12 protein-coding genes and 1 pseudogene are annotated in these 14,861 nt (G+C 71.8%); 4 read left to right on the top strand and 9 right to left on the bottom strand.

Going from position 1 to position 14,861, the window contains the following annotated elements; genetic code table 11:
* Positions 1–41 precede the first annotated feature (41 nt).
* A complete protein-coding gene (locus tag AC5RUW_RS01755) occupies positions 42–449 on the bottom strand; it encodes a VOC family protein (protein WP_494159106.1) in 408 nt (135 codons plus the stop codon).
* Between the two features lie 57 nt (positions 450–506).
* Positions 507–1,028, bottom strand: a complete 522-nt coding sequence (locus AC5RUW_RS01750) for a DUF3592 domain-containing protein (RefSeq protein ID WP_494159105.1) — start codon at positions 1,026–1,028, stop codon at positions 507–509.
* Between AC5RUW_RS01750 and AC5RUW_RS01745 the strand changes: the two genes are divergently transcribed.
* Entirely contained in the window at positions 1,027–1,905 is an 879-nt protein-coding gene (locus AC5RUW_RS01745; RefSeq protein ID WP_494159104.1) for an NADPH-dependent F420 reductase, read from the top strand. The genes AC5RUW_RS01750 and AC5RUW_RS01745 overlap by 2 nt on opposite strands.
* Positions 1,906–1,909: 4 nt before the next feature.
* Positions 1,910–2,173 (top strand): annotated as a pseudogene (locus AC5RUW_RS01740) (NAD(P)-binding domain-containing protein); the annotation flags it as partial.
* 534 nt (positions 2,174–2,707) lie between these two features.
* Here the strand turns inward: AC5RUW_RS01740 and AC5RUW_RS01735 are convergent.
* The 4 genes from AC5RUW_RS01735 to AC5RUW_RS01720 form a co-directional block, all read right to left on the bottom strand.
* Positions 2,708–5,365 (bottom strand): excinuclease ABC subunit UvrA, encoded by a 2,658-nt coding sequence (locus AC5RUW_RS01735; RefSeq protein WP_494159103.1) that lies wholly within the window; start codon positions 5,363–5,365, stop codon positions 2,708–2,710.
* A gap of 141 nt (positions 5,366–5,506) precedes the next feature.
* On the bottom strand, positions 5,507–7,186 hold the full coding sequence (locus AC5RUW_RS01730; RefSeq protein ID WP_494159102.1) for a DUF6297 family protein: 1,680 nt from the start codon (positions 7,184–7,186) through the stop codon (positions 5,507–5,509).
* Positions 7,187–7,188: 2 nt separating this feature from the next.
* Positions 7,189–7,875, bottom strand: a complete 687-nt coding sequence (locus AC5RUW_RS01725) for an ABC transporter ATP-binding protein (protein ID WP_494159101.1) — start codon at positions 7,873–7,875, stop codon at positions 7,189–7,191.
* Between the two features lie 19 nt (positions 7,876–7,894).
* Complete coding sequence (locus AC5RUW_RS01720; protein WP_494159100.1) at positions 7,895–8,326, bottom strand: MarR family winged helix-turn-helix transcriptional regulator; 432 nt, start codon at positions 8,324–8,326, stop codon at positions 7,895–7,897.
* Between the two features lie 109 nt (positions 8,327–8,435).
* Here AC5RUW_RS01720 and AC5RUW_RS01715 point away from each other — a divergent pair, with 109 nt between their 5' ends.
* The gene (locus tag AC5RUW_RS01715) at positions 8,436–9,320 is read left to right on the top strand and encodes an alpha/beta fold hydrolase (RefSeq protein ID WP_494159099.1); all 885 of its coding nucleotides are present in this window, start codon (positions 8,436–8,438) and stop codon (positions 9,318–9,320) included.
* Positions 9,321–9,479: 159 nt separating this feature from the next.
* On the opposite strand, the gene AC5RUW_RS01710 is transcribed toward AC5RUW_RS01715, so the two are convergent.
* Complete coding sequence (locus AC5RUW_RS01710; RefSeq protein WP_494159098.1) at positions 9,480–11,075, bottom strand: SLC13 family permease; 1,596 nt, start codon at positions 11,073–11,075, stop codon at positions 9,480–9,482.
* A 293-nt stretch (positions 11,076–11,368) separates the two neighbouring features.
* On the opposite strand from AC5RUW_RS01710, the gene AC5RUW_RS01705 reads away from it, so the two are divergent.
* Positions 11,369–12,109, top strand: coding sequence for an ANTAR domain-containing protein (locus AC5RUW_RS01705; RefSeq protein WP_494159097.1), 741 nt, complete (start codon positions 11,369–11,371; stop codon positions 12,107–12,109).
* Between the two features lie 5 nt (positions 12,110–12,114).
* Here the strand turns inward: AC5RUW_RS01705 and AC5RUW_RS01700 are convergent, their stop codons facing one another.
* Entirely contained in the window at positions 12,115–14,031 is a 1,917-nt protein-coding gene (locus AC5RUW_RS01700; protein ID WP_494159096.1) for a heavy metal translocating P-type ATPase, read from the bottom strand.
* A gap of 106 nt (positions 14,032–14,137) precedes the next feature.
* On the bottom strand, positions 14,138–14,851 hold the full coding sequence (locus AC5RUW_RS01695; RefSeq protein ID WP_494159095.1) for an IclR family transcriptional regulator: 714 nt from the start codon (positions 14,849–14,851) through the stop codon (positions 14,138–14,140).
* Positions 14,852–14,861: the final 10 nt, after the last annotated feature.

Below are 14,861 nucleotides of genomic sequence, written 5' to 3'. Positions count from 1 at the left end.
GCCGTAGGGGGTCTGGCCCGCCCCGGGGACCCGCGCCGCGGTCAGCCCACAAAGATGCAGAACGGATGGCCGGCCGGGTCCGCGTAGACATACAGCGGCTCGTCCGGATCGTCCGTCCGGTTCAGGCGAAGCTCCGCGCCCAGCTCCAACGCCCGGGCATGATGGTGCTCCAGGGCGGCCCGGTCCGGGACCGTGAAATCGAGGTGCAGCTGCATCGGCACCCTGGGGGAGGGCCAGATGGTCCGTTCCAGCCGTTCGACCAGCTGGAAGGCCAGCCGGCGCCCGCCCTGCGCGTCGGTCAGGACCAGCCAGTCGACGTCGTCGTCCGCCGCCTCCGGCTCGTCACCGGGCCGGTACTGCAGCCCCAGGAGCCGGCGGTAAAACTCGGCCAGCCCGCGGACATCGGTGGTGTCCAGAACAGGATGCAGCAGCTCAGGGAATCCGGTCATGGGGCGAGACTAGCCGTGACGCATGCCGGAGCGCATGGGACCGAGGCAACCCGCGGGCTACCAGGACGCCTGAACGCGGCGGGCCCGACGGCGGACGGCGGCCTCCTGCCGCGCCTTGCGGACGCCCAGCACCCCGCCGAGGCCACAGAGCAACGCCAGGGCAAGCCACCAGCTGCCATACCGGCGTTCCCAGCCGTCCACCACGGCCTGCGAGGGGTCGTGGGGATCGTAGTAGACGGTCACGGTCTGGCCCGGTTCGGCCGCGGGGGCGTTATCGCGTGGAACCGGCCAGCCGGTCCGCACCAGCTGCTCCAGCCGCTGCGGCGACGGGCCGTAGGGGCCCGGCACGGTGTAGCGCACCTCGGCGATCGTCTCCCGGAGCCCGTCCCGCGGCCGGCCAACGGACTCCTCACGGACGGTGAGCACGGCGCCGTCGACGGCGTCACCTCGGCTGATCAGCCGCCCGTCCGTGTGCGCGCCGTAAACTACCCAGCCGCCGATTGCGACACCGGCCAGAATCGACAGGACGGCCACCAGCAGCGGCCGTTCCGGCCGTGGCTTTCGCTTCCGCCACCACATGCGCATCGTGCCCTCACCCCCAGCGCCATGCTACTTCCCGCTGGGAGGCCGCCGGCCGGTTCGGGGAATTCCTCGCGGGGCCGCTCGGTTGGGACCGAGACAGGCGGCCGCAGGACACGCCGTCGGCAGTCATCGAAGCATCCGACCGAGAGGACGCAGCATGCCAACCCTGGGAATCATCGGAAGTGGAAACATCGGCTCGGCGGTCGCCCGGCTGGCGGTTGCCGCGGATATGAACGTGGTCATCGCCAACTCCCGCGGCCCGGAAACCCTGCAGGACCTGGTGGCCGAGCTCGGCCCGCTGGCCCAGGCCGGCACGGTGGAGGAAGCTGCGGAGCGCGGTGACGCCGTCGTGCTCTCCATCCCGCTGAAGGCGGTTCCGGACCTGCCCGAGGGGCTGCTGGCCGACAAGCTCGTGCTGGACACCAGCAACTACTACCCGTTCCGGGACGGGCGGATCGACGAACTGGTGGACAACACCGTCACCACCAGCGAACTGGTGCAGCGCCGGCTGGGCACGCCCCGCTATGTGAAGGCCTTCAACAACATCATCGCCGCGCACATCCCGGCCCTGGCCCGGCCCGCCGGCGCCGATGACCGCACCGCGCTGCCCATCGCCGGCGACGACGCCCGGGCCAAGACCGAGGCGGCGGAGATCGTCGACAAGCTGGGCTTCGACACGGTCGACGCCGGTCCGCTTGCCGAGAGCTGGCGGTTCGAACCCGAGACGCCCGTGTACGGGCGGATCTACTTCGAGGACCCGAATGTGCCGGACGAAAAGGTAGCCGAATCGGATCCGGGACCAACGCCGGCGGGCGACATCAGGGCGGCGCTCGACGCCGCGACCCGGGTGAACGTGGCCGAGCGGCGGTTCTAGCATCATGACCACCATCGGCATTCTCGGTTCCGGGCAGGCCGGAAGCACGATCGCCCGTGCGGCGGCCGCAGCCGGCTACGACGTCCTCATCGCGAACTCACGGAGCCAGGAGGGGCTTCAGGGGCTGATCGCCGACCTGGGTCCGCGGGTGCGTGCCGGATGGGCCGCGGCAGCCGCAGCGGCAGCCGACTTCGCCGTCGTCGCGTTTCCGTACCGACCCGATGACCGGCTGCCGGCCGAGGAGCTTGCCGGGAAGATCGTGCTCGACACCAACAACTACATGCCGTGGCGCGACGGCAGCTATCCCGAGGTGGAATCCGGCCTGAAGACCGTGCACGAACTGCGGCAAGAGCAGCTGCCCGCCTCCAAGGTGGCGAAGGCCTTCACCCACATCCAGCATCATGCGCGGTCTCCGATCCGGGTGCCCAGCGATGCGCTGCCCGGCCTGTTCCGGCTAGCCCGGCCCGCCGGTGCGGCGGACCGCAAGGCGCTGACCGTATCGAGTGACTTTCCGGAAGCCGTCGAACTGGTCACCCGGTTCTATGACGAGCTCGGCTTCGACACGGTCGACAACAGCCCGCTGAGTGAATCCTGGCGCAGCGCTCCCGGCACGCCGATGTGGATGCACTCGGTTGACGGGCAGAACCGCAGTGAACTGCTGCGCAACCTGCAGCGCGCCGAGCGGCCGACGCCGGGGCGGCCCGACGGCCCCGACCACAACCAGAACGTGGCCGGTCGGCGGGTCTGGGCGCGCAGCAACGCCAGACCGCCTCGGCCCGTGTGGGCCACGGCCGGGGCCGGCCTACCGGCGGGCGGCGTCGACCAGCGGCCGGAGGTAGCGGCCGGTGACGCTCTCCGGGTTGCGCGCCACTTCGGCAGGCGTGCCGGCGGCAATGATGCGCCCGCCGTCGGCGCCGCCCCCGGGGCCGAAATCGATCAGGTAGTCCGCATTGGAGATCAGGTCCAGGTCGTGGTCGATGGCGATCACGGTGCCGCCCCGGTCGATCAGCCCCTGCAGCACGTTCAGCAGGACCTGCACGTCCAGGGGATGCAGGCCGATCGAGGGCTCATCCAGGACGAACACGGTGCCGCGCTGGTCGCGGTCCAGGTCCGAGGCAAGCTTCAGCCGCTGCGCCTCGCCGCCGGAGAGCGCCGTCGTCGCCTCGCCCAGGGTGAGGTAGCCCAGACCCAGCTGGGCCAGCATCCGCAGCCGGGAGGACACCTTCTTCAGGTCCGCGGTGGCCTCGGCCGCATCCTCCACCGTGAGGGCCAGCAGCTCCGGCAGGGTGAGACCCTCACCCTGCACATCGGATGCCGTGCCGTCCCTATCGGTGCCGGTGCCGTCCCCGCCGGCGCGGTCGACGTCGGCCCCGCCGCCCGTCGTCGTGCGCTCCCCCGCCCGCTTGCCGCCGGCTCCCGACTTGGGTGGCCGGCGGATTCCGTCAGCCGCGGGCGCGTACCGGCTGCCGTTGCAGTCCGGGCAGACGATGTCGACGTCGGGCAGGAACTGCACGTCCAGCGAGATCTGCCCGGTCCCGTCGCAGGTGGGGCAGCGCAGCGAGCCGGTGTTGTAGGAGAAGTCCCCGGCCTTCAGCCTGCGCCGCCGGGCCTCCGGGACGGCGGCGTAGGCCCGGCGCAGCTCGTCGAAGGCTCCGCTGTAGGTGGCCACGGTCGAGCGTACGTTCGCCCCGACCGGGGAGGCATCGACCACGCTGACCCGGTGCACGCCGTCGGCGGCCAGCTCGTTGACGTGCCCGGGCAGCGGCGTCCCGCCGATGGCCGCGGTTAGCGCCGGCACCAGGCTCTCCAGCACCATCGTGGTCTTGCCCGAACCTGACACCCCGGTGACGACGACGAGCCGGCCCCGCGGAATCTCCACGTCCAGGGCCTGAACGGTATGCAGGGGGCGGGTGACGAGCCGGATGCGGCCGTCGTCGAACATCCTGTCAGGCTCCGGGGGAGTGCGGACCAGGATTTTCTCGGAGCCGGCGATGAACCCGGCGATCCGCGAACCGGGTGCCTGCAGCGCTTCCTCGAGGGGAGCGGAGGTGATGATTTCGCCGCCCTGCGCGCCCGAGCCCGGGCCGATTTCGATCAGCCAGTCCGCGGCGCGGAGCAGCTGGACGTCGTGGTCGACGATGACCACGGAGTTGTCGTCCTCGAGCAGGGCGCCGACGACGGACAGGAGCCCGTCAATGTTCGACGGGTGCATGCCGATGGATGGCTCGTCGAGCACGTAGAGCACCCCGGTAGTGCGGTTGCGTACCGCCCGGGAGAGCTGCACGCGCTGGCGCTCGCCGGTGGACAGGGTGGAGGAGGCCCGGTCGAGGGTGAGGTAGCCGAGGCCGAGCCGGATCAGCTGCTCCGCGGCGTCGAGCATCTGGGACACGATGCTTTCCGCCATCGCCGTGAGCGTTGGCGGCATGGCGGCCGGGATGGTCCGCGCCCAGGCGGTGACGTCGGCCAGGCTCAGCGCCGTGGCCTGGGCGAGGCTGAGGCCGTCCAGCAGCGAGGCGCGGGCGCGTTCGCTTAGGCGGGTGCCGCGGCAGTCGGGGCAGACCTGGACGCTCAGGAACCGGTCGATCCGGCGCAGCCCCTTCTCGGTGGAGGCCTTGCGCAGCGCCTCCTCGACGGCGTCGCGGGCGTTGCGGTAGGTCATGTTCAGCTCGAACAGCTTGCCGTTCTTCGCCGGATACAGGATGCGCCGTTTCTCCGGTGGGCCGTGGAAGACGATCTCCCGCTCCGTGGCGGTCAGGTCCCGGAACGGAACGTCCGTGCGCACGCCCATTTCCCCGGCCGCCTGGGCGTTGCCGGCCAGTCCGAACAGCGACCAGGGGGCGACCGCGCCGTCGTCAATGGTCAACGAGTCATCGGGAACGAGGGCGGATTCCTCCACATCGCGGATCGTGCCGGTGCCGGTACAGGTGGGGCAGGCACCTTCACTGTTGAAGGCAAACGACTCGGCGCCGGGCGGCGGGAACACCGCACCGCAGGCGGGGCAGGTCAGGTCCAGGTCCAGTGCGACGTCGATCGTCGGCTCCAGACGATGCCCGTTCGGACACTGATGGCTGGCCAGACGGGAGAACATCAGCCGCAGGCTGTTCAGCAGTTCGGTGGAGGTGCCGAAGGTGCTGCGTACCCCCGGCATCGGGGGCCGTTGCCGCAGGGCCAGGGCGGCCGGAACGTGCTGCACGCTGTCCACCTGGGGGCGGGCCGCCTGGGTCAGCCGGCGCCGGGTGTAGGTGGAGAGGGCCTCCAGGTACCGGCGCGAGCCCTCCGCATAGAGCACCCCGAGGGCCAGGGACGACTTGCCGGACCCGGACACGCCGGCCACGGCCACCAGCTGCCCGAGCGGCACGGACACGTCCACATTGCGAAGGTTGTGTACCCGCGCACCGCGCACCTCGATGGTTCCCGGCCAGGGGCGGCCGGCGTCGCGTGCTCGGTCCAGATCCACCATGCTGCGCCGCCTTCTGGGGTTCGTGCGTTCGCCTTTGCCGTCAGCCGTGCCCGCGCTGCGGCACTGTCCACGATACGTACCGGCGGGTGGATTTGGCCTTGGCTGAGCGGGCCGGGCAGCCCGAACCCGCGATCGCGAACCTCACGCCCCGGCGTCGTACCGTTTCTTCGGGCCGGAATACATCGCCATCAGCACGCAGACCCCGGACACCGCCGCCTGCGCCAGCAGCAGCACCGGCGGCACCGAGCCCAGAAACAGGCCCAGCAGCAGCGGCACCAGCGCGACCAGCGTGGTGTCCAGGCCCTGGATTATGGGCCCGGTCTGTGCCGAGGGCATCGGCCCGAACGCCGTCTCGATGGGTGGGGCGGACCAGTCCGGCTGCGGCCGGTACGCCCCGCGCACCGCCGACGCGCCAAACCCGACACCCGCCAGCACGCCCAGGACAATCAGCATCGGGCTGCCGGCTCCCAGCAGCACCAGCAAGGCACAGCACACCGCAGCCCAGAGCGCCAGCGCGACGGCGGGGAGCACCAGCCGACTGAGCCGGACCGTGGCGGGCGAGAGCGGCAGCAGGGCATCCAGTCCGGGGGTGATTGCGGTCCGCCGCGCCAAGGCGCCCAGTGCGGGCACGGACGCACACACCGTCACCGCGATGACGGCCAGCTGCAGCGGGGCCGGCTGCGCTCCGCCGGTCAACAGCAGCGCCAGGCCCAGCAACAGCAGCAGCACCGGCCGTCCCCACATCCCGGGGGTGCGCAGGAACGCGACGGCGTCGGCGCGCAGCAGCGCCGTGAACGGAGTGCGGGCACGCTTTGCGTACCAGCGGCGGCCCCGGGTCGAGGTGGTCATCCGGTCTTCAGCAGCCAGCGCCCGCCCGATCTCGTTGACGTCCATCAGGAATACCGCGCCGCCGGCGTGCCCGGAGACCGCGCCGCCGCGGATCAGCTCCCGCCCCGGTATCCTGCCGAGCCGGGGCCACAGCAGGGCCCAGAGCCCGACGGCGGCGGCCAGGGCCGCCGCGGCCGGCCAGATCTCTCCCGCGGCGGCGGGCCGGGGCAGCAGGCTCAACAGGGCCAGGACCATAAGACCGGGCAGCGCCCGGGCAGCGTTGCTGCCGGATGCAGGCTTCCCGCCGGCCGGCACGGTCCCTCCAAGATGTTCATCGGCATCCCCAGGAGGTTCATCGGGCGCGCCTGACGTGCGATCCGCGGGGCCGGTGCCGTTCCGCCGTCGTGCCACCTGCCGCAGCCCTGCGGCCAGCACCGCGCAGACGGCGGCGAGGCCGAAGACCGCGGCGCCGAGCAGCTGTCCGGCCGGCGTCGCGCCGAGGTCGGTGATGAACCCGAACGGCAGATACAGCACGGCACCGGCGGCCCAGGCGGCCAGGAGGCGGCGGAGCAGGCGGCCGGCCAGCATGGGCCGCCGGTCGACCGGCAGGCTCAGCCACCAGTATCCCTCCGGCGCTCCGACCGCCGCCGGCCCGAACTTTCGGGCCAGGGCCATCACCGCGGCCAGCGCCGCGAACAGCAGGACCGTGGTCGCCGTGCCGTCCGGCAGGGACAGCCAAGGTGCGTCCACCAGCGCTCGGCCGCCGGCCCCGATGTCCACGGCGCGGGCCACCTGCTCACGCAGGGCCAGCACCAGGCCCGCGGCCAGGGCGCCGATGGTGCCGGCGGTCAGGGCGGCGGAATAGGCGTCCAGCAGGACCTCGCGGAACCGCCTGCGCCCCCGGGACTGGGCGCGCGAGGCGCGCCGGGTGTACCGCACCGGGTTGAAGCCGGAAACTGTAGCGGTACTGGCGGCGGTGTCGCTGCGGCTCACGGTTAGCGTCCGGCGATTTCCGCGGCGGCGCGGGCAGCGGAAATCTCCTGCACCTCGTCGGCGATGAGCAGGCAGCGTTCGGCGGTGGCGACCAGCATCGCCGGATCGTGGGTGATCAGCAGGACGGCGCCGCCGTCGTCGGCATAGCCGCGGATCCGGGTGCCCAACCGCTCCCGCATCACCGGGTCCAGGCGCTGTTCGGGTTCGTCGAGGATCAGCAGCGACGAGGGCCGGATCAGGGCCGAGGCCAACAGCAGCCGGCGCCGTTGACCGGAGGAGACGGCGGCGGGCACGGCGTCGGCCCGGTCCTGCAGAGCGAAAAAGTCCAGTTCGGCGTCGACGGCGGCGTCCGGATCCGGAACGGAATGGCCACGGGCGATCAGCTGAAGGTGCTCGCGGATGGACAGGGAGGGGAAGAAGGCGTCCTCGTCGAAGAGCGCGGCGACCTGGCGGCGGAACGGGATGCCGTCCTCGTCCACCGGCAGGCCATGCACCAGGACGTCGCCGGCCAGCGGCGTTTGCTTGCCGGCAATGGTGCGGGCGGCGGTGGATTTACCGGCACCGTTGAAACCCACCACGCCCAGAACCTCACCGGGCCCGGCGGCGGCGGTGATCGGCCCACAGACGGCGGCCCCGCCGTAGCCCACGGACAAATCGGTCATCTGCAGTACGGCCCCCGGAGCAGTCATGGCCTCAATCTACTGGAGGTCAGGTGCCGTCGGGCGCCAGCCGCCGCAGGGCGTCCTCCACCTGCTCCGCCCGGCCCGGTTCCAGGCTCTCCGCCCAGCGCCGGCGGGCGGCGTCGAACGCGTCCCGGCCGATCGCGGTCATTTCATATCCTCGCGCCGTCACGCGCAGCCGTTTGCGCCGGGCATCCGCCGGATCCGGAGCCGTGTCCAGGTAGCCCAGCTGAGTGAGCGCGGCAATCGCCTTGGCGGCGCCCTGCCGGGAGATGCCGAGGCGGCGGCCCAGCTCTGCGGCCGAATCGGCACCCTCGTCAACGGCCTGCAGGGCGAACTCCAGCGACGCGGTGACGCCGGGGTGCCCGCGGCGGGCCAGCTCGGCCATGGCCTCGTTGACCATGGCGTCGAATCCGGCGAGAAGCAGGCGGGCCAGCTGCGTACCGGGGGACTGTTCCATGCGCCGATCCTAAGCCGCTTCGGGCACCCATTGACAACCCGGTTGCCTAAGCGCAATCTGACAGCAAGGTTGTCAATTCCGGGGCCCTTCCCGGACCAAGGAGCCGACCATGACCCTGAACCCACCGGCCGCCACGCTCGACGCCGTCGAACACCACACCGCGTTTGTTAACGGCACGGACCTGCACTACGTCTCCGCTGGATATGCCGGCACGCCGATCCTGCTGGTGCACGGCTTTCCGGAATCCTGGTGGGCCTTCTCCAGACTCATTCCGCTGCTGGCCCCAACGCACCGCGTCTACGCAGCGGACCTGCGCGGCTTCGGCGACTCGGCGCCGGCGGAGGAGGACTTCAGCAGCGCCGTCGCCGCGGAGGACCTGCACCGGCTGATCCGCCGGCTCGACGTCGGCCCGGTGCACCTGGTCGGCCAGGATATCGCCGGCGGCGCGCTGTTCCGGCTGGCCGCCGCACATCCGGAGGACCTTGCCAGCTACACCGGCATCGAAATGGGCCTGCCCGGCTTCGGTCTCGAAGCCTTCGCCGACGTGACCCGCGGCGGGTCGTGGCATCTGGGTGCCCTGGCCGCCCCGGGCATCCCGGAGCTGCTGTTCACGGGCCGGGAGGAACAGCTGCTGGGCAGCTGGGCGTTTCCCGCCATGACCGCGGTGCCCGGCGAGGTGAGCGGGGCCGACGTCGCGGAGTTCGCCCGCGGCTACGCCCGGCCCGGCGGCTGGCGCGGCGCGGCCGGCATCTACCGGTCCATCCTCAGCGAAGGCGAGGAACTGCGCGCCCTGGCCGAACGGACGAAGCTCCGGGTCCCGGTGCTCGCGGTCGGCGGCTCCGGCGGGCCCTTCACCGCGGCGACGCTTGGGAACGTGACCGACGGTGACGTCACCTCGGTGCTGCTCGACGGCGTCGGGCACCATGTGGCGCTGGAAGCGCCCGACGCGCTGGCGGATGCGCTGCTCGGGTTCCTGCGCGGCGTGGACGGCTAGGAACAGGGGGTTTGCGGACAACGCGACGGGTGCCGCGAGGCCGAAGTGCGCCGCACTTCGCGGCATCTCTAGGCGGGTTGGAGTCGTTAAGGGCGGGCCCAGGCAGCCTCAGCCCGCCGAGAGTTGCAACGGAACCAGCCCAGCCCGCGCCGTCCGGGCTCAGAACGGCCAGATGAGCGGCACATACAGCACCGCCGCGGCGAGGAACACGACGGCGACCGGCAGGCCAAGCCGCCAGTAGTCCCCGAAGCGGTAACCGCCGGGCTGCATCACCATGAGGTTCGCCGGGGTGGCGATGGGGGTCAGGAAGGCAGCGGCGCCGACGACGCAGAGCGCCATCATGAACGGCTGGACGCTGACCTCCAGTGTCCGGGCGAAGGTTACCGCGACGGGCCCCATCACGAGCACGGTGGCCACGTTGGAGATGAACTGGCCGAGGACCAGAGCGAGCACGCAGATCACCAGCAGGGCGAGATGAGGCGAACCGCTGCCGGTGGAGTCCAGGACCAGCCCGGCGATCGCGTCCGCCGCGCCCGAGGAGACAAAGGCGGAGGAGAGCGGGATCAGCGCCGCGATCAGGACCACCGTGTTCCAGGAAATGGCGCGGAACCCCTGCGGCACGGTCACCACGCCCAGCACCACCAGGGCCACCGCGGCCAGGAGCCCGACAATCACGGGCGGGAGGAGCCCGGTGGCCAGCAGCCCGATCGTGGCGGCCAGCACCGCGAGGCAGCGCCGCCATCCGCGGCCCAGCGGCACCCCGCGCTGGAGCGTGTGCGGGGGTTCGACGGCGATCACGTCGGGGGACTGCGCGTAGCGGTGCAGCGCGTCCCAAGGACCCTGGACCAGCACCGAGTCACCGGCGCGCAGCGTCAGGGCCCCAGGCGGTGCGGGAGCGTCGGGGCCCGGCGCGGTGGTGCCGCCGCGGTGCAGCGCGACGATCACCAGCTCCTCGTCCCGGGTGGTCATGCCGGGACTGACGATGCGTCCGATCAGCGACGAGCGGGGCGCGATGAGGACCTCGACAACCCCCACCTGTCCCGTGAACAGCCGTTCCGTGTCGAGGTCGGCCGTATAGCTCTCCCGCCAGGACCGCACCCGTTCCCGCGGATCGGCGCCCGCCTCCGCCAGCCGCTCGGGTGCGCGTCCGGGCAGCAGCCGCCGGCCAAGCACCACGACGAGGAGCGTCGTCACGACGACCAGCGGAAGCCCGACCAGCGCGAACTCGAAGTACCCGAACTCACGGCCGCCCGAGCTGGCGGCGAGCTCGGAGACGATGATGTTCACCGGCGTCCCGGTCAGGGTCAGCAGCGACCCAGCGCTGGCCGCAAAAGCCAGCGGAATGAGCATGTGCGACGGGACAACGCCGGCCCGCGCCGCGGCGACGACGACGACCGGCAGCAGCGCCGCGACGGCGCCGTTGATGCTGATCACCGCGGAGAGCGCTGCGGCGACGGCCATGATGGTGACGAGCAGGCCGGTCCGGCTGAGGGACGACCGCCGTTCCAGCTGCTGGCCGATCCAGGCGGTGATCCCGGTGGCGTCCAGGGCTTCGCTGAGCACGAACAGCGAGGCTATGAACAGCACGATCGGGTCGCTGAAACCCGCCAGGGATTCGTCGAGCGGCAGCACCCCGGTGGCCCACAGCGCCACCGGAACGAACAGCGCGACGACGACGATCGGCACCCGGCTGATCATGAAACCTGCGACGGCCACGGCCAGCACCACAAAAGTGGCGGCGATCGGCGAAATCATGCGGCCGGGCTTTCAGCTCTGTCCACGTCTCACCCCTGGATCCGATCCTCCGATGGCTCGTGCACGCAACATCCCCGCCTCACACGCAACATCCCCGCCTCAATAGCCTGCGCCCCGAGCGCGGGCAAAGCCATAGCGGCGCAAGCGGCCCCGGCCGGCCTCCGGGCAGTTTTACCTCACGCCGGGCGGGTGTGATTCGGTGCGGCTGCCGTATTGTGGGGACAGAGCCAACAATTGGGTGGCCTGACGCCGGAGGGATCTCCCGACGCGGGGAATCCTTAGGACTGTGCATAATGAGGCACCAGCCGACCCCGCAGGAGCTTTCCGAGGCCCTGATCGGGATTGTCTTGAAGAGCCCCGGCCTTGAAGGGTTCCTGAACGAGCTGACCTCCCTGGCCGCCGCGGCGCTGTCCCGCCCGGGAGAGGAGTTCCACTGCGCGGTCACCTTGATCCGCAGCTCGGGTCCCCGGGTGCTGGCCAGCAGCACCGAGCTGGCGCAGCAGGCGGACGAACTGCAGTATGCCTATGGCGACGGGCCCTGCCTGCGGACCGCTAAAGATGAGGTGATCACCGAGGTCACGGACTTCCATTCGGATCAGCGGTGGCCCGAGTACTTTGAGGCGGCGGTCAAGTACGGCGTAGGGGCGGTGCTGGCCGTGCCCATGTCGCTGCCCGGGCAGACGAAGAGCGGGCTGAACATCTACGGCACCGAGCCCCATGTCTTCTCCGAGCCGGAGGCGGACGCCGTCAAGGAGTTTGCCCGCCAGGCGACGGCGGCGGTGCAGCTGGCTGTTCGGATTGCGGACATGGAGACCACGTCCGAGGACCTGCTGGCGGCCATGTCCTCCCGCACCACCATCGACCTGGCGGTGGGGATCATCATGGGCCAGAGCCGCTGCTCGCAGGACGAAGCCTTCAGGATCCTCCGGGCAGCCTCCAGCCACCGGAACCGGAAGCTGCGCGACGTCGCCGCCGAGCTGGTGCAGTCCCTGAACGGCGCTGCGCCGGAAACGCACTTCGAGTTACACGACTAGATTGCTCAGGCGGCAGCTTCCCCCGGTACACGGGAGGCCGCGGCGGGGGCGTGCTTCACGCCGTGTGCCGCCCGCACCGCCCGGGTCTTCCGCCCGCCGCTCAGCGCCCGCAGCGCGTTGAGGATCGCGGCCAGGTCCACCAGCTCCTGGGTCAGTGCCCCGGCGATGGCCGGAATGTAGCCGAACGCGGCGATGAGCATCAGGCCCAGGCTCAGCGCGATGCCGAGCCAGATGCTGCTCAGCGCCACGCGCATGGTCCGTCGGCCGATCTCCACCGCCCCGGCCACCTTGCCGATGTCGTCGGCCACCAGCACGACGTCGGCCGACTCGCTGGCGGCGGTGGAGCCGCGCGCGCCCATCGCGATGCCGACGTCGGCCGCCGCCAGCACGGGGGCGTCGTTGACGCCGTCGCCGACCATGATCACCGGACGCGGCTCCATCGCGGCGACCGCGCGGACCTTGTCCTCGGGCAGCAGCTGTGCGCGGACCTCGCTGATGCCCAGCGGCCCGGCCACGGCGTCGGCGGTGGCCTGGCCGTCACCGGTGAGCATCACGGTGCGGCGGATACCCAGCCCGGCCAGCCGCTGCAGGGTGGCGGCCGCGTTCTCGCGCACCGAGTCGCTCATGATCAGGGTGCCGGCGAACCGCCCGTCCACCCCCACGTAGACCACCATCTGCCCCGCCTCCAGCCGGGCGCGGACGGTGTCCGGCGCGGTTTCGGCGACGAAGCGTTCCTTGCCGACCCGGACCGCGCGGCCCTCCAGCACGGCCTCGACGCCGTTGGTTGCCACCTCCTGCGCGTCCGTGGACGGCTGCAGTTCAAGTCCGTGGGTCCTGGCGGCCTGCTGCACGGCGGCGGCGAGCACGTGTGAGGAGTACTGCTCGGCCGACGCGGCCAGGCCCAGCACTTCATCGCCGGAGAAGCCCGGCTGCGGCCGCACCTCCACCAGCTCCGGCTGCCCGTGCGTGAGGGTGCCGGTCTTGTCGAACGCGGCGCTGCGTGCCTTGGCCAGCTGCTCCAGCACGGCGCCGCCCTTGACGATGATGCCGGCGCGCGCCGAGCGGCTCATGCCGCCCAGGAACGCCACGGGCGCGGCGATCAGCAGCGGGCACGGGGTGGCCAGCACCAGCACCTCGGCGAAGCGGACCGGATCCCCGCTCAGCGCCCACGCCAGGCCGGCGATCAGCAGCGACACCGCGGTGAACGGCACCGCGTACCGGTCCGCCAGGCGCACCACCGGCGCCTTCGACTCCGCGGCCTCCGCCACCAGGGCGACGATGCGCTGGTACTGGCTGTCCGCCGTCGTCGCCGTGGCCCGCAGCAGTACCGCCCGGGTGCCGTTCACCGAGCCGCTCATCACCGGCTCGCCCGCCCGCCGGGTCACCGGCAGCGATTCGCCGGTGAGCGAGGATTCGTCGAAGTCAGCCTCGTCGGAGAGCAGTTCCCCGTCCACCGGCACCACCTCGGCCGGGCGCAGCAGCAGCACGTCGCCGGGCACGACGGCGGTGGCCGGCACCTCCTCGGGGATCATCTCCGGATCGCCGCCGGGCAGCCGATGCGCGTGCTGCGGGGCGCGGGCCAGCAGGGAATCGAGTTCGCGGCGGGCCCGGCCGGCGGCGTAGTCCTCCAGCGCCTCGCCGCCGGAGAGCATCAGCACGATGATCAGCGCCGCCAGGTACTCGCCCACGGCCACGGTGGCCACCATCGCCACCACGGCGAGGATGTCCAGCCCGTAGTGCCCGGCGCGGATGTCGCGGACCATTCCGACGGCGGTCCAGAGGACGACGCCGAGCACGAACAGCGACGCGGTCCAGGCCGCAACCGGCTCCAGGCCCGCGCCGAGCAGGCCCAGCACGGCCAGTCCGACGGCCACGACGGCTGCCACCAGCGGATAACGGCGGATGAATCGGATCACGCTCATACAGCTGTTGTAAGCCGGTTCGCGCGCGGTTTCCAGCAAGCGAAAGCTAGCCTAAGTGGCCCGGGGCCGTCCGGGCGCGCCTGATCGGCACAGCCCGGCGCGGTTCCTAGAGCAGCTCGGATTCGATGATGCGGGCGCTGGCGGCCAGGCGTTCGCCGATGGCGTGCTCGTCCTTGCCGCCGCCGAAGTACACCACGGACACCGCGGCCGGCAGCTGTCCCGCCGCGCGGATCGGCGCGGCCACCGAGGAGACGCCGTCGATCACCTCGTCATGGCTGGTGGCGTATCCGTCGCGGGCGACCAGCCGGGCCTCGGCGCGGAACGGGACACCGGTGCCCATCCGGGCCCACCCCTCCTCGCCGAGGGAGGCCTGGATCGCGATGCCGGGCGCGCCGTAGGTGACCGAGTGCCGGCTGCCCGGCCGCTGGATGACGGCGGTGCGCCCGTGCCGCGGCTCCACGCTGACCAGCGTCACGCAGTCGGTGCCGTCCAGCACGGCGACGAAGGCCGTCATGGTCAGCTCATTGGCCAGGGCGGTCAGCTCCGGCAGCGCCGCGGACTGCAGGTCCCGGGACACGCCGCGGGCCAGCGCCGCGAGTCCGGGCGCGGGGGAGACCCGCCCGGCGTCGTCGCGCCGCACCAGCGAATGCGCCTCCAGCGTGCGCAGGATCCGGTACGCGATCGAGCGGTGCACGCCCAGCCCGGCGGAAAGCTCGGCGATGGTCAGCGGCGACTCCGACTCCGCCAGCAGCTCCAGGGCCCGCAGCCCCCGGGACAGGGTCTGGGACAGGGAACCGGTGGCGGTATCGGCGGCAGGCATGCCGATCATT

The organism is Arthrobacter sp. Y3222053, assembly GCF_059092805.1.
Note: the sequence above shows the minus strand (reverse complement) of the source record. Positions and strands in the feature narration are given on the sequence as shown.

Bases quoted from the DNA above. Each gene is read 5' to 3' on its own strand.
- AC5RUW_RS01755 (WP_494159106.1), bottom strand. From the start codon at position 449: ATGACCGGATTCCCTGAGCTGCTGCATCCTGTTCTGGACACCACCGAT.
- AC5RUW_RS01745 (WP_494159104.1), top strand. From the start codon at position 1,027: ATGCGCATCGTGCCCTCACCCCCAGCGCCATGCTACTTCCCGCTGGGA.
- AC5RUW_RS01750 (WP_494159105.1), bottom strand. From the start codon at position 1,028: ATGTGGTGGCGGAAGCGAAAGCCACGGCCGGAACGGCCGCTGCTGGTG.
- AC5RUW_RS01735 (WP_494159103.1), bottom strand. From the start codon at position 5,365: ATGGTGGATCTGGACCGAGCACGCGACGCCGGCCGCCCCTGGCCGGGA.
- AC5RUW_RS01725 (WP_494159101.1), bottom strand. From the start codon at position 7,875: ATGACTGCTCCGGGGGCCGTACTGCAGATGACCGATTTGTCCGTGGGC.
- AC5RUW_RS01720 (WP_494159100.1), bottom strand. From the start codon at position 8,326: ATGGAACAGTCCCCCGGTACGCAGCTGGCCCGCCTGCTTCTCGCCGGA.
- AC5RUW_RS01715 (WP_494159099.1), top strand. From the start codon at position 8,436: ATGACCCTGAACCCACCGGCCGCCACGCTCGACGCCGTCGAACACCAC.
- AC5RUW_RS01710 (WP_494159098.1), bottom strand. From the start codon at position 11,075: ATGATTTCGCCGATCGCCGCCACTTTTGTGGTGCTGGCCGTGGCCGTC.
- AC5RUW_RS01705 (WP_494159097.1), top strand. From the start codon at position 11,369: ATGAGGCACCAGCCGACCCCGCAGGAGCTTTCCGAGGCCCTGATCGGG.
- AC5RUW_RS01700 (WP_494159096.1), bottom strand. From the start codon at position 14,031: ATGAGCGTGATCCGATTCATCCGCCGTTATCCGCTGGTGGCAGCCGTC.
- AC5RUW_RS01695 (WP_494159095.1), bottom strand. From the start codon at position 14,851: ATGCCTGCCGCCGATACCGCCACCGGTTCCCTGTCCCAGACCCTGTCC.